Origin of the sequence: Polynucleobacter sp. AP-Melu-500A-A1 (assembly GCF_018882125.1) — a bacterium.
GTDB lineage: Bacteria > Pseudomonadota > Gammaproteobacteria > Burkholderiales > Burkholderiaceae > Polynucleobacter.
Genome location: NZ_JACVOZ010000001.1, coordinates 521,664 through 537,664, shown reverse-complemented (window position 1 = coordinate 537,664; position 16,001 = coordinate 521,664). Strand labels below are relative to the sequence as shown.

21 protein-coding genes and 1 pseudogene are annotated in these 16,001 nt (G+C 45.6%); 13 read left to right on the top strand and 9 right to left on the bottom strand.

From position 1 onward, the window contains the following. Positions 1-5: 5 nt before the first annotated feature. Positions 6-1,217 (bottom strand): exodeoxyribonuclease VII large subunit, encoded by a 1,212-nt coding sequence (gene xseA / locus ICN38_RS02900; protein WP_216254845.1) that lies wholly within the window; start codon positions 1,215-1,217, stop codon positions 6-8. Between the two features lie 314 nt (positions 1,218-1,531). Between xseA and ICN38_RS02895 the strand changes: the two genes are divergently transcribed. From ICN38_RS02895 to adk, 6 genes are all read left to right on the top strand, one after another. Continuing rightward, positions 1,532-2,179 carry a MotA/TolQ/ExbB proton channel family protein gene (locus tag ICN38_RS02895; RefSeq protein WP_216254842.1) on the top strand — a complete coding sequence of 216 codons (648 nt, stop codon included), beginning with the start codon at positions 1,532-1,534 and terminating at the stop codon, positions 2,177-2,179. After that, on the top strand, positions 2,176-2,637 hold the full coding sequence (locus ICN38_RS02890; RefSeq protein ID WP_216254839.1) for a biopolymer transporter ExbD: 462 nt from the start codon (positions 2,176-2,178) through the stop codon (positions 2,635-2,637). Before ICN38_RS02895 ends, ICN38_RS02890 begins: the two co-directional genes overlap by 4 nt. Positions 2,638-2,645: 8 nt before the next feature. Beyond that, the gene (gene lpxK, locus ICN38_RS02885) at positions 2,646-3,734 is read left to right on the top strand and encodes a tetraacyldisaccharide 4'-kinase (protein ID WP_216254836.1); all 1,089 of its coding nucleotides are present in this window, start codon (positions 2,646-2,648) and stop codon (positions 3,732-3,734) included. 39 nt (positions 3,735-3,773) lie between these two features. After that, the gene (locus ICN38_RS02880) at positions 3,774-3,950 is read left to right on the top strand and encodes a Trm112 family protein (RefSeq protein ID WP_216254833.1); all 177 of its coding nucleotides are present in this window, start codon (positions 3,774-3,776) and stop codon (positions 3,948-3,950) included. Positions 3,951-3,971: 21 nt separating this feature from the next. Continuing rightward, entirely contained in the window at positions 3,972-4,736 is a 765-nt protein-coding gene (gene kdsB, locus ICN38_RS02875) for a 3-deoxy-manno-octulosonate cytidylyltransferase (RefSeq protein ID WP_216254829.1), read from the top strand. A 95-nt stretch (positions 4,737-4,831) separates the two neighbouring features. Then, positions 4,832-5,497, top strand: coding sequence for an adenylate kinase (gene adk / locus ICN38_RS02870; protein ID WP_216254827.1), 666 nt, complete (start codon positions 4,832-4,834; stop codon positions 5,495-5,497). Between the two features lie 94 nt (positions 5,498-5,591). Here the strand turns inward: adk and nrdR are convergent, their stop codons facing one another. Both nrdR and glyA read right to left on the bottom strand, forming a co-directional pair. Further along, entirely contained in the window at positions 5,592-6,038 is a 447-nt protein-coding gene (nrdR, locus tag ICN38_RS02865) for a transcriptional regulator NrdR (RefSeq protein WP_216254823.1), read from the bottom strand. A 15-nt stretch (positions 6,039-6,053) separates the two neighbouring features. Next, positions 6,054-7,298: a serine hydroxymethyltransferase gene (glyA, locus tag ICN38_RS02860; RefSeq protein WP_216254821.1), complete on the bottom strand. Its 1,245-nt coding sequence runs from the start codon at positions 7,296-7,298 to the stop codon at positions 6,054-6,056. A 64-nt stretch (positions 7,299-7,362) separates the two neighbouring features. On the opposite strand from glyA, the gene tolQ reads away from it, so the two are divergent. From tolQ to queC, 7 genes are all read left to right on the top strand, one after another. Further along, the gene (tolQ, locus tag ICN38_RS02855) at positions 7,363-8,019 is read left to right on the top strand and encodes a protein TolQ (protein WP_216254819.1); all 657 of its coding nucleotides are present in this window, start codon (positions 7,363-7,365) and stop codon (positions 8,017-8,019) included. A gap of 11 nt (positions 8,020-8,030) precedes the next feature. Beyond that, positions 8,031-8,450 carry an ExbD/TolR family protein gene (locus ICN38_RS02850; protein WP_216254816.1) on the top strand — a complete coding sequence of 140 codons (420 nt, stop codon included), beginning with the start codon at positions 8,031-8,033 and terminating at the stop codon, positions 8,448-8,450. 24 nt (positions 8,451-8,474) lie between these two features. Beyond that, positions 8,475-9,299, top strand: coding sequence for an energy transducer TonB (locus ICN38_RS02845; protein WP_216254812.1), 825 nt, complete (start codon positions 8,475-8,477; stop codon positions 9,297-9,299). Between the two features lie 10 nt (positions 9,300-9,309). Further along, entirely contained in the window at positions 9,310-10,614 is a 1,305-nt protein-coding gene (gene tolB / locus ICN38_RS02840) for a Tol-Pal system beta propeller repeat protein TolB (protein ID WP_216254809.1), read from the top strand. A 121-nt stretch (positions 10,615-10,735) separates the two neighbouring features. After that, positions 10,736-11,224 (top strand): peptidoglycan-associated lipoprotein Pal, encoded by a 489-nt coding sequence (gene pal / locus ICN38_RS02835; RefSeq protein WP_216254806.1) that lies wholly within the window; start codon positions 10,736-10,738, stop codon positions 11,222-11,224. Then, positions 11,224-11,955, top strand: a complete 732-nt coding sequence (gene ybgF / locus ICN38_RS02830) for a tol-pal system protein YbgF (protein WP_216254803.1) — start codon at positions 11,224-11,226, stop codon at positions 11,953-11,955. The genes pal and ybgF overlap by 1 nt, the downstream gene beginning before the upstream one ends. Positions 11,956-11,969: 14 nt before the next feature. Beyond that, positions 11,970-12,710 (top strand): 7-cyano-7-deazaguanine synthase QueC, encoded by a 741-nt coding sequence (queC, locus tag ICN38_RS02825; protein WP_216254800.1) that lies wholly within the window; start codon positions 11,970-11,972, stop codon positions 12,708-12,710. 2 nt (positions 12,711-12,712) lie between these two features. Here queC and ICN38_RS02820 read toward each other — a convergent pair whose 3' ends face one another. The 6 genes and pseudogenes from ICN38_RS02820 to ICN38_RS02795 all read right to left on the bottom strand — a co-directional run bounded on the left by ICN38_RS02820 (position 12,713) and on the right by ICN38_RS02795 (position 15,961). Continuing rightward, the gene (locus ICN38_RS02820) at positions 12,713-13,096 is read right to left on the bottom strand and encodes a type II toxin-antitoxin system HigA family antitoxin (protein WP_216254797.1); all 384 of its coding nucleotides are present in this window, start codon (positions 13,094-13,096) and stop codon (positions 12,713-12,715) included. Next, positions 13,093-13,350, bottom strand: a pseudogene (locus ICN38_RS02815) (type II toxin-antitoxin system HigB family toxin); the annotation flags it as partial. The gene ICN38_RS02820 and the pseudogene ICN38_RS02815, both read right to left, overlap by 4 nt. Next, positions 13,332-13,943, bottom strand: coding sequence for a riboflavin synthase (locus ICN38_RS02810; RefSeq protein ID WP_216254796.1), 612 nt, complete (start codon positions 13,941-13,943; stop codon positions 13,332-13,334). The gene ICN38_RS02810 and the pseudogene ICN38_RS02815, both read right to left, overlap by 19 nt. Before the next feature lie 9 nt (positions 13,944-13,952). Further along, on the bottom strand, positions 13,953-15,068 hold the full coding sequence (gene ribD / locus ICN38_RS02805; RefSeq protein ID WP_216255214.1) for a bifunctional diaminohydroxyphosphoribosylaminopyrimidine deaminase/5-amino-6-(5-phosphoribosylamino)uracil reductase RibD: 1,116 nt from the start codon (positions 15,066-15,068) through the stop codon (positions 13,953-13,955). Positions 15,069-15,135: 67 nt separating this feature from the next. Further along, positions 15,136-15,705 carry a Tfp pilus assembly protein FimT/FimU gene (locus ICN38_RS02800; protein ID WP_255562678.1) on the bottom strand — a complete coding sequence of 190 codons (570 nt, stop codon included), beginning with the start codon at positions 15,703-15,705 and terminating at the stop codon, positions 15,136-15,138. Further along, complete coding sequence (locus ICN38_RS02795; RefSeq protein ID WP_255562677.1) at positions 15,698-15,961, bottom strand: hypothetical protein; 264 nt, start codon at positions 15,959-15,961, stop codon at positions 15,698-15,700. Before ICN38_RS02795 ends, ICN38_RS02800 begins: the two co-directional genes overlap by 8 nt. Between the last annotated feature and the right edge of the window lie 40 nt (positions 15,962-16,001).

Sequence of the window (16,001 nt, the reverse complement as noted above, 5' to 3'; positions counted from 1 at the left end):
GCGCATTACTGTTGAGTTTTGACTTCACCCAACTTGACATTGGCATTACCCTTCGCAAGCCGAATTTCATATTCAGGGCCAATAGTAAGTTCGCCTGGTTCTCGCACTGCATGCAAACCTTCAGCAACGTTGAGGATGACGGCATAACCCCGCTCTAGGGTGCGCTGAGGGTTCAGCATCTCTAACTGGGACTGGAAATGGACCTGATTGCGTTTCCAAGAATCCATCCTGACTGACCAGGCTTGCCCAAGGCGTAATTGCCAGTTCGTAATCTGCTCACGCATCCGCTCTGGATTCGGCAGCGCATGGCTTAAGCGGAGTGCCAATTGATCTAAAGTTTGCGCCTCACGCTCAACACGTTGACGTACACGTTGCAACATCGCATGTTTGATGGCTTCCAACTCTTGGAGCATCTGATCTTTGCGTGGCGCTGCTAACTCTGCTGCGCCTGTTGGTGTTGGTGCACGCAAGTCTGCAACAAAGTCTGCGATGGTGACATCGGTTTCATGACCGACACCACTGACTATTGGAATGCTCGATTGAGCAATCGCATATGCCAATTGCTCATCATTAAATGCCCAGAGATCTTCAATACTGCCACCACCTCGTACCAATAAAATAACATCGACTGCTTTTTCTTTTTCAGCCGCTTTCAGCGCGGAAATAATTCCGGCAGGCGCATCCGGTCCTTGTACCAAGGTCGGATAAATCACAATCGGAATATGGGGCGCTCTTCTAGCCAGCGTAGTTAAAACATCTTTTAATGCTGCTGCTTGTGGTGACGTAATAATGCCAATCGATCGTGGATGCGATGGAATCTCGCGCTTGCGCTCAACATCAAATAAACCCTCTTTGGCTAATTTGGCTTTGAGCTTTAAAAAGGCCTCGTATAAACCACCCATCCCAGCACGGCGCAAGGATTGAATGGTGAGCTGTATGTCACCCCTGGGAACGTACATCCCTAAGTTGGCACTGACTTCTACTAAATCCCCCGATTGGGGCATAAACCCGACTTGGCCATTGCGACCACGGAACATGACGCATTTAATTTGCCCCTCTTCATCCTTCAGAGAGAAGTACCAGTGCCCACTGTCATAAGCCTTGAAGTTCGAAATCTCCCCGCTAACCAAGACGGTATCGAAACGCTCTTCTAAGGAGGCTGCAATGGCGCGGTTTAGATCGCCAACAGTGAGGACTTCCCTTGATATTTCCGACATTTTTTCTCTTTATCTTTTAAAACATAAGGCTGGGAGCGCCATAAATATCCACAGAAGCCCACAGACTCTCAATTTACCTTAAATAAGTGAGTAATCACTCACCCAAAACGTCTCATAAATCCAACATATACATGTTAAGCTATTGATTATTATAGGTAAATTAAAGAGCCTATTTTAAGTAATTTACCCCTAAATAACCCCACTCTACGATCAATCAATGACTTACGGCGCCATCCTAAAAAAGTTACACACAGAGTTATCCACAGGCTAGCTTTCAGAAAACGCTTTTTTAATTCAGCTAAAGTACTGAGCTTATGTACTCAATCTTACTGTCTGCCGGCTGGCCGATCTGGCCTCTTCTGATAATTTCGATCCTGGGATTGGCTATTGTCATTGAGCGAGCCTGGTATTTGCGTCAAATTCAGGTTTTTCCCAGAGATTGCCTTGAAACTGCCTTTGGCTTGGCAAATGCTATTTCTAGCGGCAAATCCATCCCTGATTCGGAAATTGCCGCCCTCAAACAAACTTCCCCTGCAGGCAGTCTATTTGCTTGCCTCTTGCGTGAGAAATTAAACGGCAATAGCGCTGACTCCGCCATCGAAGAATTACAAGCCACTGCACAATCCGTCTGGTTAAAACTCGATCGCTATTTAGGCATCCTAGCCACAATCGCCACTATTGCCCCGCTACTCGGCTTATTTGGCACCGTCGTGGGCATGATTGAGATCTTTGGTAGCCAAGGCGCCATCAATGGTGGCGCTGGTAGTCCACAGCAATTAGCGCATGGCATTTCTGTAGCGCTATACAACACTGCATTTGGATTATTAATCGCGATTCCTGCATTAGCAGCTTGGCGTGGCTTACGTGCTCTGGCTAATCAGCGTCAACGCGAGTGTGAAGAATTTACAAGGCAGCTATTTAAAAAACTCTATCCAACTACAGAGTCTAATACTTCGCCATGAGTTGGTTAGATTCACACGCTCGCAGAAAATTTTCTCTTGGGGAAATTGCGAGCCCTGCAGAGCCCGAGATCAATCTCATTCCATTTATTGATGTGCTGTTGGTAGTACTCATTTTCTTAATGATTTCCACCACGTTTACCCGTTTTCAAGAATTGGCAATCACCTTACCTACTGCTAATGGCAGCGAGTCACAAGCGGAAGTAAAACAAATTCATATTGCGGTGAGTCGTGATGGTCGTTTTGCGGTCAATGGCAAGGTTGCCGACCGCAGCCAGTTGAGCGCATTACTCAACCAACTAAGCAATCAAAGTGGCTCCTCTAAAGATGCACCCAATGCCATGCAAGTTAATATTGATGCTGATGCCAGAGCGCCACACCAAGCAGTGATGAGCGCCCTAGAAGCAGCCCGCGATGCTAATCTATCGAACATTGTCTTTAGCAGTCAAACAAAAAAATAATTAAGCCAATGTCAATTTCTTTCTTTCGCAAAGCACCCCAGTTTTGGGAAAGACGTGGGCCAACAAGTATTGTGTTGTGGCCTCTCTCTTGGATACATGGACTCGTACTACGTGTACGAAAACTGATTCAAGATCTAGGAATTAGTAAACAAAAATCGGCGCCTGTTCCTATCATCATTGTTGGCAATATTCGTGTTGGTGGCACTGGTAAAACACCCATCGTTATTGCATTAGCAGAACGCTTAAGTCAGCTCGGTTGGAAACCCGGAATTATTAGCCGAGGCTATGGCTCCACATTAAAAATAAGTCCTCAACAGGTGCATAGCGATTCTGATCCTACTGAGGTGGGTGACGAACCCGTGCTCATTGCAAAACGGACTCATGATCAATTTCCGATTTGGGTATTTCCAAAACGCAATCTATCGATTCGGGCGCTGCTAAAGCATTCACCTGAAGTGAATGTCATCATCAGCGATGATGGCTTGCAACATCAAGGTTTGGTTCGCTGGCCCGCACGTGAAGGTGGCCGTGATATTGAATTTGTTGTGCGCGATGCTCGGGGTGAAGGTAATGGTTTCTTATTACCCGCAGGGCCATTGCGTGAGTCTGCCAGTCGTGAACGAGATGCTACCTTACTGACTGGCAAACAAAAGGCTAGCAAATCTCATGGTTTACTCGATGAATATTTTTTAGGGCGCCGTGCTTTCAGCATGACCGGAGAATTAGACACACCCTATCAATTAATCAATCCAAGCAATACGCAAAGTCTAGAATCGATTGCAAGTACTTACTTGCCCAATAAGATTACCGCTGTCGCCGCATTGGGTAACCCGCAGGGCTTTTTTGATGATCTGCTTAAACACGGCATCGCTAGCAAGTGCATCCCTCTTCCAGATCATGCGACATTTACAGCCGCGTTCTTTAGCTCAATGAACGCGAGTTGCATCCTCATTACTGAAAAAGACGCCGTGAAGTGCGCCGGAATTAATGATGAGCGTATTTGGGTAGTTCCCATGAGCTTGCGTATTTCGGATAGCCTGGCTGAGTGGCTGCAATCTATCCTCCAAAGACCCGATCCAAACCGTTACACTTTGTAATTCATATACCTGACAACTTCATACGAAACACGACACATCATGGATAAACGCCTTCTCGATATTTTGGTCTGCCCTTTGTGCAAAAGTCCTTTGCATTTAAATGCAGAAAAAAATGAGTTGATTTGCAAAGCAGATCGCTTGGCGTACCCGATTCGCAATGACATTCCCGTAATGATGGTAGATGAAGCACGCAGCATTAGCGCTGACGAATTCTAAGATTTACTTATTAATAATCTGATGAGTAATACATCCAAGGCCCCTGAATTTTTAGTGGTCATTCCTGCGCGCTTAGGTTCAACTCGCTTACCTCGCAAACCACTGGCTGATTTAGGTGGCAAACCGATGGTGATAAGAGTTGCTGAACGCGCCAAACTATCAAATGCACAAAGTGTGGTGGTAGCCACCGACTCACCAGAAATTCAGGCGGCATGTGATGAACATCGGATTGAATGCTTACTCACTAGTCCAGATCATCCCACGGGAACCGATCGTATTGCTGAAGTGTCACAATTACTTCAATTGCCACCTAATGCAATTGTGGTTAATGTTCAGGGTGATGAGCCCCTCATTCCTCCAGAGCTCATTAATCAAGTCGCACAAACCTTGGCTGATAATTCTAGTTGCGCGATCTCCACTGTTGCTACACCAATCACCAATCCTGCGGAAATTACAAATCCGAATGTGGTGAAAGTAGTACTCAATCGAAACAATGAGGCTCTGTATTTTTCGCGAGCAGCCATTCCGTTTGTGCGTGATCAGAATATGAAAGTGAAGACTGCTCATTTACGCCATTTAGGTATCTATGCCTATCGCGCAGATTTTTTACAAGCTTATACGCGTCTAGAGTCTGCACCTCCCGAACAAGCAGAAGCACTGGAGCAACTCAGAGCGCTATGGAATGGCTATCGCATCGCTGTTCATATCGCCCCAAAGGCGCCTCCTGCTGGGGTCGATACCCCTGAGGACCTAGAGAGAGTCAGGCTGATCCTCAGCAAATCTTGATTCGGCTGGGGTTTACTTGGGGATAATCCTAGGAACAAGGTATATAGGTTCCTAAAAAAATCCATGACAATGACAAGTCTTCTAAGGGGAAAATAATGCGATTGATTCTGCTCGGTGCACCAGGTGCTGGCAAGGGAACACAAGCCCAGTTCATTTGCGAAAAATTTGCGATTCCACAAATCTCTACGGGAGACATGTTGCGTGCCGCCGTTAAGGCAGGCACAGAACTTGGCATTGCCGCTAAAAAAATTATGGATGCTGGCGGTCTTGTATCAGATGACATCATCATCGGTTTAGTAAAAGATCGCTTGACCCAGCCTGACTGCAGCAAAGGGTACTTGTTTGATGGTTTTCCTAGAACGATTCCACAAGCACAAGCCATGAAAGATGCTGGGGTGCCGATCGACTACGTCTTAGAAATCGATGTACCTTTTGATGTCATCATCGATCGCATGGGGGGACGCCGAGTTCATCCAGCTTCAGGCCGTACTTATCACATCAAGTACAACCCACCAAAGGTAGAGGGTAAAGATGATGTAACTGGCGACCCTCTCATTCAGCGTGATGATGACAAAGAAGAAACCGTACGTAAACGTCTTCAGGTTTATGACGATCAAACTCGTCCATTAGTGGATTACTACTCCAGCTGGGCCGCTAAAGCAAATCCTGCAGACAAAGTAAAAGCACCAGCCTATCGCAAAGTGAGTGGTACTGGTAGCGTTGAGGACATTACTACTTCAATCTTTGCTGAACTGAAATAAGTTATTCAATTTATTAAAATTTGATTCAAAAAAAGGACTGCATTACAGTCCTTTTTTATTTTTAGGCAGATTAAACGCCCACTCAAATCGTTACTCATTTCAACTCTTTAAGCGCACTCTCAAAGGACTCAATGTCTGCAAAACTTCTGTAGACAGAGGCAAAGCGGATATAGGCTACTTTGTCTAAACGCTTGAGCTCACGCATCACCAGCTCTCCAACGCGCTCACTAGGAATTTCTTTTTCGCCCAGACTGAGTAATTTTTCTTCGATACGCGCAATCGATTCATCTACAGAATCTGATGACACTGGGCGTTTACGCAAGGCTAACTTTATTGAGCTCACCAACTTATCGTGACTATATTCAACTCGGCTACCGTTTTTCTTAACGATGGCTGGCAGCGCTAATTCAATCCGCTCATAGGTAGTAAAGCGTTTATCGCACTTGGAACAACGGCGACGACGGCGAATGGTATCGCCCTCATCCGATACCCTGGTATCGAGAACCTGGGTATCGTCGTTATGGCAAAAAGGGCAGCGCAATGTGAGCCTTCTTGCTTAACCGTAAACTGGGAAGCGCTTGGTTAACTCAGCTACTTGCGCACGAACCTTAGCAATATTGTCTGGATCATGTGGATTATCTAAAACATCCGCAATGAAATTACCAACCTGTCTTGCTTCAGCTTCTTTAAATCCACGAGTCGTCATTGCTGGCGATCCTAAACGAATACCGCTCGTCACCATGGGTTTTTCTGGATCATTTGGAATGCCATTTTTGTTGCAAGTGATATGTGCATCACCTAAGACTTTTTCAGCCTCTTTACCAGTCATTTTTTTAGCACGTAAATCTACTAACATCACATGGGAGTCTGTGCCGCCCGAGACAATCCGCAGGCCACGCTCAATTAAAGTCCCTGCCAAAGCTTTGGCATTAGCCACTACTTGCTTTTGATAGTCGATAAAGCCTGGTTCTTGCGCTTCTTTAAATGCAGTGGCTTTAGCAGCAATCACATGCATCAATGGGCCGCCTTGCAAGCCAGGGAATACTGCAGAATTAATAGCCTTCTCGTGCTCGGCTTTCATCAAGATAATGCCACCACGTGGACCACGCAAACTCTTGTGGGTTGTTGAAGTCACGATGTCGGCATGCGGTACTGGGTTTGGATAAACACCAGCGGCAATCAGACCAGAGTAATGCGCCATATCCACCATAAAAATGGCACCCACTTCTTTTGCTAACTTACCAATACGCTCCCAATCGATTACTAGAGAGTAGGCGGATGCTCCAGCGATAATTAATTTGGGCTTATGTTCACGCGCCAAACGTTCCATTTGCTCGTAATCGATCGCTTCGTTTTTATCGAGCCCATAGGAAATGGGGTTAAACCACTTACCACTCATGTTCAAGGCCATTCCATGCGTTAAATGACCACCATCAGCTAAGCTCATTCCCATAAAGGTGTCACCAGGCTTTAAGAATGCCAAGAACACTGCTTGATTGGCAGACGCACCACAATGGGGTTGCACATTAGCTGCTTCAGCGCCATAAAGCGCCTTCACACGATCAATCGCCAATTGCTCAGCCACGTCCACGAATTCACAACCGCCGTAGTAACGCTTGCCTGGATAGCCTTCTGCATACTTATTCGTTAACTGGGAGCCCTGAGCCTGCATTACTGCTGGAGAGGTATAGTTTTCGGAGGCAATCAGCTCAATATGGTCTTCTTGACGACGATTCTCGTTCTGAATCGCTGCCCATAACTCTGGGTCGGTTTTAGATAAAGTATTTTGACGGTCAAACATAGCGATAATCCTGATGTAGTTGAACTGCTTTAGTAAAATCAACCTACATCATACAAAACTCACCATGAACACTACACAAGACCTATCCTTCCTCTCCCTAGTCCTCAATGCCAGCCTATTAGTCCAGTTAGTCATGTTGTTATTAATGGCTATGTCGGTTGCCTCTTGGACCATCATTTTTAAGAAAACTGCTATTTTGCGAGGCGTCAGGAAGGATACAGAGCGATTTGAGCGCGATTTCTGGTCTGGTGGCGACTTGGGTACCCTCTTAGAGTCAGCACAGCGCAATACCCGTAGCGATGCGGTTCTAGAGCACATCTTTGAAGCAGGCATGCAAGAGTTCATGAAAGTTCGGGAAATCGATGCTGCCCGTCGCGCTATGAAAGCAACCTATCAGCGTGAAATGGATACCTTGGAAGCGAACCTGCCTTTCTTGGCTTCTGTTGGTTCTGTCTCTCCTTACATTGGTTTGTTTGGAACGGTTTGGGGAATCATGCATTCCTTCCGCGGTTTAGCAAACGTACAAAACGCAACGCTCTCTGCAGTAGCACCTGGTATTGCAGAAGCATTGATTGCAACGGCGATTGGCTTGTTTGCCGCAATTCCTGCAGTGGTTGCTTACAACCGCGCAGCTACCGATGTGGATCGTCTATCGATTCGTTTTGAAACCTTCATTGAAGAGTTCACCAATATTTTGCAACGTCAAACTGCTGGGCGATAAGAGAAAAAGTTATGGCCGCCTCTTCATTACGTAAAAATAAACGTCGGGCAATGTCTGACATCAATGTGGTTCCTTACATTGATGTGATGCTCGTGCTCTTGGTAATTTTTATGGTTACCGCACCCATGGTCAATCCTGGCGTTGTGAATCTTCCAACAGTGGGTGGCGCTAAAGTGCAATCATTACCACCAGTATTTCTGACGATCGACGTCAATGAAAAAGTCATCGTTCGTAAAGATGGTGAGCCCGTTCAAACGCTCGATAAATTTGAGCTTGGTGCTTTTGCCCGATCTCAAGCTGAAAAGTCTGCTGAGCAGCCTGTCGTATTAGCTGCAGACAAGTCCATCAAATATGAAGTGGTGATGGATGTGATGTCTAAGCTTAAAGAGAATGGCGTCAAACGCGTAGGCCTTGCCGTTAAGAGTCAATAAGCTTCCATACTGTAACTCTTGGCAATGACTAGCGCACAACTTTCACAAAATCCTTTTGGCCGAGGCGGTCGTGAGCGTGGTCGCCTAACCAAAGAAGAAAGTACTAAGCGCGCCTTTACTTTTTCTTTAATTGCGCATTTAGGCTTACTTGCTTTCTTGGTCATTGGTATTAGCTGGAATAACAGTACACCCGCCGGAATAGAAGTTGAGTTATGGGACTCCTCTCAGCAAGTAGAAACGCCACCAGTACCTGAACTCAAAACCGAATTCAAAGAAGAAGCTGCCGATATCGCAGTGAAGAAAAAACCAGTAGAAAAAGAACCTCCAAAAAAAGAAGTAATCAAGGAAGTGCCTAAGGCTATAACGCCACCTCCACCAAAAGAGATGCCTAAAAAAGTCGAGCCTCCAAAGAAGGCAGAGCCCCCTAAGCCAGCGGCACTCACTCCAGCTCAAATTAAAGCCAATGCGGAAGCAGATAAGCGACGCGAAGCCAACATTGCTAGCCTGCGCGGCATGGCCGCCAAGGATGGTGGTACTGGCGGCTCTGTAGGTAGCGGCGTTGGTGGTGGCGGCAACGCGCCCCCAGGCTGGAGCGATAAAGTCATTAAAAAGGTTCGTGCCAATATCACCTTTAACGCAGATTCTTTTAAAGGTAACAAACAAACCGTTGTACAGGTGCGCTTAGCTCCAGATGGCGCTATCCTTTCAAGGACAATGACATCTAGTAGCGGCGATAATGCTTGGGATCAAGCGGTTTTGAGTGCTATCGATGCAACCCAAAGTTTGCCAAGAGATGACAATGGACAATTTCCAACATTGACCCCTGAACTGAAATTAAAACCAAAGTAAATATCAAAATATGATGAATTCAATCGCACGTACTTTGCAAAAAACTATTCTGATTCTGAGCGCCACGACGCTGAGCTTATTGAGCTTGCCAAGCTTTGCGCAAATGAGCATTGAAATTACTGGGGTTGGTCAATCACTCTATCCAATCGCAGTGATGCGATTTAAAGATGAAAATAAATTGCCTACTAGCATCACTGACATCATTCGTCAGGATTTAGCTCGTAGCGGTTACTTTAAAAACACAGAGAACGGCAATGCTAGCGAAAGTGATGAAGGCACACCAAACTTCAAGTCTTGGGCTGCCCGAGGTGCTGATGCCTTAGTAGTAGGCTCTGTAGTGGAAAAAGGTAGTGGTCAATTTGATATTCAATACAAACTGTTTGATATTCGCAAATCCCAAAGTCTGGGTGGCTTGAACATCAACTCTAGCGCGGACAATCTTCGTGCAGCCGCGCACAAAATTGCCGATGACATCATCATGAAGTTATTAGGTGAGCGCGGTATTTTCTCTACGCGCTTGTCTTATGTAATCAAGGATGGCAAACGTTTTCGCCTAGTGATCTCCGATGCAGATGGGCAGAATATTCGCAATGCTATGGCTAGTAGTGATCCTATTATTTCTCCATCATGGTCACCTGATGGTAAAAAAGTAGCCTACGTTTCTTTTGAAGATCGTAAGCCCGTTATCTATGTGCATGAATTAGCAACCGGTCGTCGTATTGCTCTATCGAACCAAAAGGGCAATAACAGCGCACCTGCTTGGTCACCGGATGGTAGAAAACTGGCCATCTCCTTATCTAAAGATGGCAATACCCAAATCTATGTCATCAATGCTGACGGATCTGGCTTACAGCGCTTGACTCGCGGCAACACGATTGATACGGAGCCACAATATTCACCAGATGGTCGTTATATCTATTTCACAAGCGATCGTGGTGGTAATCCCCAGATTTATCGCATGAGCGCAGAAGGCGAACAAGTGGAAGGCGCAAAACGGGTTAGCTTTAAGCAAGGCTTTGTAACTTCTCCTCGCATTTCTCCAGATGGAAAATATTTAGCCTATATCGCCAATGTCGGTGGCGCCTTCCGCCTCTACATCATGAACTTAGCCACCGGAGATACACAAGCACTAACTGATGGTACTTCTGATGAATCACCATCCTTTGCTGCTAATGGAAAGTATGTCCTCTACTCGACTAAGGTCGGTGGTAAGCGGGTCTTAGCGGCTGTATCCGTCGATGGCAACTCGAAGCAGGTATTGAGTATTCCAGGCTCTGACGTCCGTCAGCCATCCTGGGGTCCCTTCATGGATTAATAATTGCCTGACTAGATTGCCCTGATTTTTATAGCGATTTAGTCATTTTTAGGCCTCTTGGGGGTTAAAATATTAACCATCAACTAATTTATTTACTAATTTGTAGGAAGAAGGAACCCAAATGACAATCTCAATCGCACGCCGTGCCGCTACATTTGCACTCTTAGGAGCAACTGCACTTTTGGTAGCTTGCTCATCAGGCGTAAAGCTCGATGACGTAGATGGCGCTAACAGTAACTTTGGCTCACAGCCATGGAATGATCCAAAGAGCCCGCTGTATGAGAAAAGTGTTTACTTTGGTCTTGACGAATACAACGTTGAGACGAAATATCAAAAAATGTTGTCAGCTCATGCTGGTTACCTTAAGGCTAATCCAAAACAAAAAATTATCATTCAGGGTAATACCGATGATCGTGGTACAGCTGAGTACAACTTAGCATTGGGTCAACGTCGTTCAGAAGCAGTTCGTAAATCATTGAACTTGATGGGTGTTTCTAATGACCAAATGGAAGCAGTGAGCTTTGGTAAAGAAAAACCAAAAGCGGATGGCAATAATGAAGCAGCTTGGGCAGAAAACCGCCGCGCTGACATTGTCTATATTACAAACTAATGCTGACGCTTTCTTCTCTTAATAAACAAACGCTCTCACGAGCGTTTTGTTTAAGTACTGTTGTCATTTGTTTGGGAAGCTCTTCTAGCGCCTGGGCTCTCTTTGATGATGATGAGGCTCGCAGAGCCATATTGGATCTACGCAAAACGGTTGCCACGACTCAGCTTGAACTCCAAGGCCAGATTGACAAACTCAAATCTGAAAATGCAGAGCTACGCGGCAAAATTGAGAATCTAGAAAAACAAGGTGAAGATATAAGCACTAGCCAAAAGACCTATTACCAAGATCTCGATAATCGTATGGGTAGTTTTGAGCCCCGTAGCATCACCATTGAAGGCGTTAGTGGCGTTATTCAACCCGCTGAGAAAAAAGCGTATGACGATGCCTTAAAAGCATTCCAAGCCGGTAATCTTAAAAGAGCGGAAGATGGTTTCTCCGCCTTTGCCAGTAAATACCCAAAGAGTCCTTACCTTCCATTAGCGCTCTTCTGGGGTGGTAATAGTAAATATGCCAACAAAGATTACAAAGGTGCTATTGCACAACTGCAATCCTTGATATCGCGCTTCCCAAATCATCCTCGCGTTCCAGCAGCCATGCTTACTTTAGGTAACTGCCAATTAGAGAGTGGAAACAAAGCAGCCGCTAAGAAAATCTTTAGCGATATCGTCGCGAAGTATCCCGATAGCGATGCTGCACAGCAAGCGCAATCTCTGATTTCTGCAACGAAGTAATCCCTTCTTACGTAATGTCCTCGTTGTCTGCAGCCTTTGAACAGTTTGCGCCACGCAAACCCAATGCGCCTGCAGTAATCTTATTTTCAGGTGGTCTAGACTCCAGCACCATTCTGGCTTTAGCAAAAGATCTTGGATATGCGCCGTACGTACTATCAGTGAGCTACGGTCAGCGCCATTCTTCTGAATTGGCTGCTGCCAAACATATTGCGAAAAAGATGGGTGTGATTCGACATGAAGTTGTGAACCTAGATCTCACTCGCTTCGGCGGCTCTGCACTCACTGATTCAGCAATTGCCATCCCCATCACTCCAGGCAATGATCATGAGATTCCGGTAACTTACGTTCCAGCACGCAATACGATCATGCTCTCACTAGCTTTAGGCTGGGCTGAGTCACTCGGTGGATTAGATGTCTTTTACGGCGCTAATGCCGTTGACTATTCTGGTTACCCAGACTGCCGCCCAGAGTATGTTGCCTCTTTTGAAGAGATGGCGAACCTAGCTACCAAAGCAGGGGTAGAAGCTATTAATCACGAGAATCGCTTTAGAGTGCATGCCCCCATCATCCATATGAGTAAGGCGCAGATTATTGAATTAGGCACTACCTTAGGTGTCGATTACTCCCAAACGGTTTCTTGCTATCAAGCCAATGATTTAGGCGAAGCTTGCGGAGAATGTGAATCTTGTCGCTTACGACAAGTAGGCTTTAAGCAAGCCAATCTGAGTGATCCTACAAGGTATCGTAAAAACTAAAGTTACGCTGCGTACAACTGATCCGCTTGCTTAATCAAGCTTTGCGCTGGTATTCCGAGCATGGAATGTAACTTCCAAATCATTTTTAAAGTTAATGGCCGTTTACGATTTAGGATTTCATAAACACGATTTAATCCACCGATCATGGGTTGCAAATCTTTAGGAGTTAAGCCGGATTGCTCCATTCGAAACTTAATAGCTTCAATAGGATCTGGTGGAGCTATTAAGTAATGCTTAGCTTCATAAGCCTCGATCAACATTAATAGCATTTCAAATCGATCTGCTTTTTTTGTGCCAGGTAATGGCTCCTGATCTACAAAATCAGAGGCCTCAGCTAATGCTGCTTCGTATTCATCTTCGGTACGAATCGGTCTTAAGCTTTTCATATACCCTCCATCCTCACTGTATTTGCATCAATCCTGTCATATGCAGCATGTGTGCCTATAAATTTTATGTAGAGCACACCAATCCGGTAGGCAGCCGCCACAATTAAACGGTAATTATTGCCTTTAATATTAAATACAACCCTATTGTTAGCAATAAAGCTGGCATTTCTATATTGATTTTTTATATCTTGGGGAGACTGCCAATTGGCACTAATTGCTTCGTGGTACCAAGCGCTTAAGGGTTGCTCATCATCCGCGCCACATAACGCGCAATTAAATCAATCTCTAGATTAACTAAGTCACCTTGCTTTAAGTTACCCAGTGTCGTCTTCTCAAGTGTATGGGGGATGATATTGATATCCACTAAGCATGCGGTAGTCGTATCTTCGGTTTTATTCACCGTCAATGAAACACCATTAACGACGATGGATCCTTTGTAGGCCAAGAATGCGGCTAAGGCTTTCGGTGCCTCGATGCGCAAAAGCCAAGAACCATAGGCATCTGCTGCCACTTGGGCAAAGTGAACTACTTTACCAACGCCATCCACATGACCGCTCACTAAATGGCCACCCAAGCGATCATTTAAACGCAGCGCTTTCTCTAAATTGACAGGGCCAATTTTATCTAAGCCCACTGTCTTACTTAAAGACTCTCTAGAAATATCTAAAGCAAACGTATTGCCTTTAATCTGCGTAGCCGTCATGCAAGCACCTTGTATTGCAATGCTATCGCCCAGCGCGACATCATCTAAATACCCTGCAGGCACTTCTAGTTGCAATTGCAAGCCATCACCCTTCGCTTGAGTACTTTTGATCTGACCTACGGCAGTAATGATTCCGGTAAACATATCGTGATTTTAATTCCGAATCAGGCGAAGTCGTAAATCAGGGCCAAAGAGGCTTTGATCAATGATTTGCCAATCCTGGCGTTGGTCTAGATTTTGTAATGGGCTGACATTGGCCATACCAATGCCTTCACCCATAAAGAAGGGTGCGTAGTAAAGCAATAATTCATCTACACAGTGTTCTCTGAGCATTGAGCCATTTAACTTAAAGCCAGACTCAATATGAATCTCATTCATCTCACGTTCTTGCGCAAGGTAGGCAAACAATTTCGATAAATCGACTTTGCCCTGGGGATTTGCCATGGCAATCACTTCAATGCCGCGCCCCTGAAATACTTTTGCTTTTTGTTGTTGCTCAGGACTACTCAGATCAGCACAAACAATCAGCACACCTGCTTCATCCAGATTCTTCAGAATCTTGGCAGAGGGAGGGATCTCGAGTTTGGAATCAATAATAATTTTGAATGGCTGCCGATCCGTTTGCACATCTCTCACATTCAGAGTCGGATCATCTTCTTTTACGGTGCCCACGCCCGTCACAATTGCACAGGCTTGTGCACGCCAATGATGGCCATCAGCACGAGCAAGTGAGCCTGTAATCCACTGACTCTGCCCATTTGGCAAAGCAGTCTTGCCATCAAGACTGGCAGCAATTTTTAAACGTACCCAAGGTAGACCTCGCGTCATTCGAGAAATAAATCCACGATTTAAGTTTTGAGCTTCAGGCTCTAATAGTCCGCAACGCACCTCGATACCCGCCGCTCTTAAACGCTCTATGCCTTGACCGGCTACCAAAGGATTAGGGTCAGTCATCGCAATCACTACCAAAGCAGGCTTTGATTCAATCAAGGCATCTACACAAGGCGGCGTGTGCCCAGTATGACTACATGGCTCTAATGTGACGTACACGGTAGCGCCTTGTGCATTCAGCCCCTTTGCTTTGACATCAGCCAATGCCTGCACCTCTGCATGAGGCCCGCCTACTTTTTGAGTATGGCCGCGCCCAATGACTTGGCCATCTCTCACAATCACACAACCTACGCGAGGATTAGGATTGGATAAATAGAGGGATTTTTGAGCCTGGGCCAAAGCCTCGCTCATAAATTGGTGGTCGACTGCGCTATACATGGGTCTATTAAAACCGATTGTTTGAGCAATCGCCAAATTTAAAGAAGTTGGTGGTTCAGGCTAGGGATTATTTGCAGCGCTTTGCGTCCGTACTGGGATCGCAAATCCGCCAACGCCCACCACTACCCAATATCAGCTGCCGCTCGAGATCTGGAGCTCTTTGGTGGCCCAAGATCAATCGATTAGCCACAAAACCGCCCTGGCCCGTTTTGGCAGCCCCTGCAGCATTAAACAAAATACCCTTTTGATTTGAATGGGGATCAGTAAAACCTTTTCCACCACCCTTGAAATAAATCGGTGAGATCTTTTCTTGAGAAAACCAGCTCTTGCTAACACATCCCACTTTAGGGACTTTCCCAATACAAGCACTTTTTACCAACCAGCCCGTTTCCCACGCATTATCTGAGCGAGGAGTTATTAGTACTGGTTCGCCTAATTGCAAAGCTTGATTACGGGCAAAGTGTGCATGAGCAATAAATCGTCTCGCTATTGTTTCAATTTCTCGTGCAGCTATTTGTTCTTGCAAGCGTGGCATAGCTACCACCGCCATAATGGCTACGATCAAGACAACTGCCATTAACTCGAGTAAGCTACCGCCAAACTGGCTATCGTCGCGCACTTGTAAACTCTTACTCAAATACTTGACGCCAATTTAAACGTGTTGCTACCCCAGTTTTTTCATCCAAGAAAACATGTACTTGTACTCCAGGCTTTTGCTTGCTAGTGATTAGCCAAATATTTTTTCCAGCAGGCTGAATAAAGCAAGCATTCTCTGTCAGAGCAGCAAGATTAGAAATATTGTTTTCACACTCCACAACCGCTTTGTCAGCAGCAATAAATCCTCGACGTGCAGCTGTCATCGTATTGAGCTCTACGATGGATAGTGATGCCATGCGCTCCAAATAAATAATTAATGATGAGCACAGCATTAAT

Bases quoted from the DNA above. Each gene is read 5' to 3' on its own strand.
- xseA (WP_216254845.1), bottom strand. From the start codon at position 1,217: ATGTCGGAAATATCAAGGGAAGTCCTCACTGTTGGCGATCTAAACCGC.
- ICN38_RS02895 (WP_216254842.1), top strand. From the start codon at position 1,532: ATGTACTCAATCTTACTGTCTGCCGGCTGGCCGATCTGGCCTCTTCTG.
- ICN38_RS02890 (WP_216254839.1), top strand. From the start codon at position 2,176: ATGAGTTGGTTAGATTCACACGCTCGCAGAAAATTTTCTCTTGGGGAA.
- lpxK (WP_216254836.1), top strand. From the start codon at position 2,646: ATGTCAATTTCTTTCTTTCGCAAAGCACCCCAGTTTTGGGAAAGACGT.
- ICN38_RS02880 (WP_216254833.1), top strand. From the start codon at position 3,774: ATGGATAAACGCCTTCTCGATATTTTGGTCTGCCCTTTGTGCAAAAGT.
- kdsB (WP_216254829.1), top strand. From the start codon at position 3,972: ATGAGTAATACATCCAAGGCCCCTGAATTTTTAGTGGTCATTCCTGCG.
- adk (WP_216254827.1), top strand. From the start codon at position 4,832: ATGCGATTGATTCTGCTCGGTGCACCAGGTGCTGGCAAGGGAACACAA.
- glyA (WP_216254821.1), bottom strand. From the start codon at position 7,298: ATGTTTGACCGTCAAAATACTTTATCTAAAACCGACCCAGAGTTATGG.
- tolQ (WP_216254819.1), top strand. From the start codon at position 7,363: ATGAACACTACACAAGACCTATCCTTCCTCTCCCTAGTCCTCAATGCC.
- ICN38_RS02850 (WP_216254816.1), top strand. From the start codon at position 8,031: ATGGCCGCCTCTTCATTACGTAAAAATAAACGTCGGGCAATGTCTGAC.
- ICN38_RS02845 (WP_216254812.1), top strand. From the start codon at position 8,475: ATGACTAGCGCACAACTTTCACAAAATCCTTTTGGCCGAGGCGGTCGT.
- tolB (WP_216254809.1), top strand. From the start codon at position 9,310: ATGATGAATTCAATCGCACGTACTTTGCAAAAAACTATTCTGATTCTG.
- pal (WP_216254806.1), top strand. From the start codon at position 10,736: ATGACAATCTCAATCGCACGCCGTGCCGCTACATTTGCACTCTTAGGA.
- ybgF (WP_216254803.1), top strand. From the start codon at position 11,224: ATGCTGACGCTTTCTTCTCTTAATAAACAAACGCTCTCACGAGCGTTT.
- queC (WP_216254800.1), top strand. From the start codon at position 11,970: ATGTCCTCGTTGTCTGCAGCCTTTGAACAGTTTGCGCCACGCAAACCC.
- ICN38_RS02820 (WP_216254797.1), bottom strand. From the start codon at position 13,096: ATGAAAAGCTTAAGACCGATTCGTACCGAAGATGAATACGAAGCAGCA.
- ICN38_RS02810 (WP_216254796.1), bottom strand. From the start codon at position 13,943: ATGTTTACCGGAATCATTACTGCCGTAGGTCAGATCAAAAGTACTCAA.
- ribD (WP_216255214.1), bottom strand. From the start codon at position 15,068: ATGTATAGCGCAGTCGACCACCAATTTATGAGCGAGGCTTTGGCCCAG.
- ICN38_RS02795 (WP_255562677.1), bottom strand. From the start codon at position 15,961: ATGGCATCACTATCCATCGTAGAGCTCAATACGATGACAGCTGCACGT.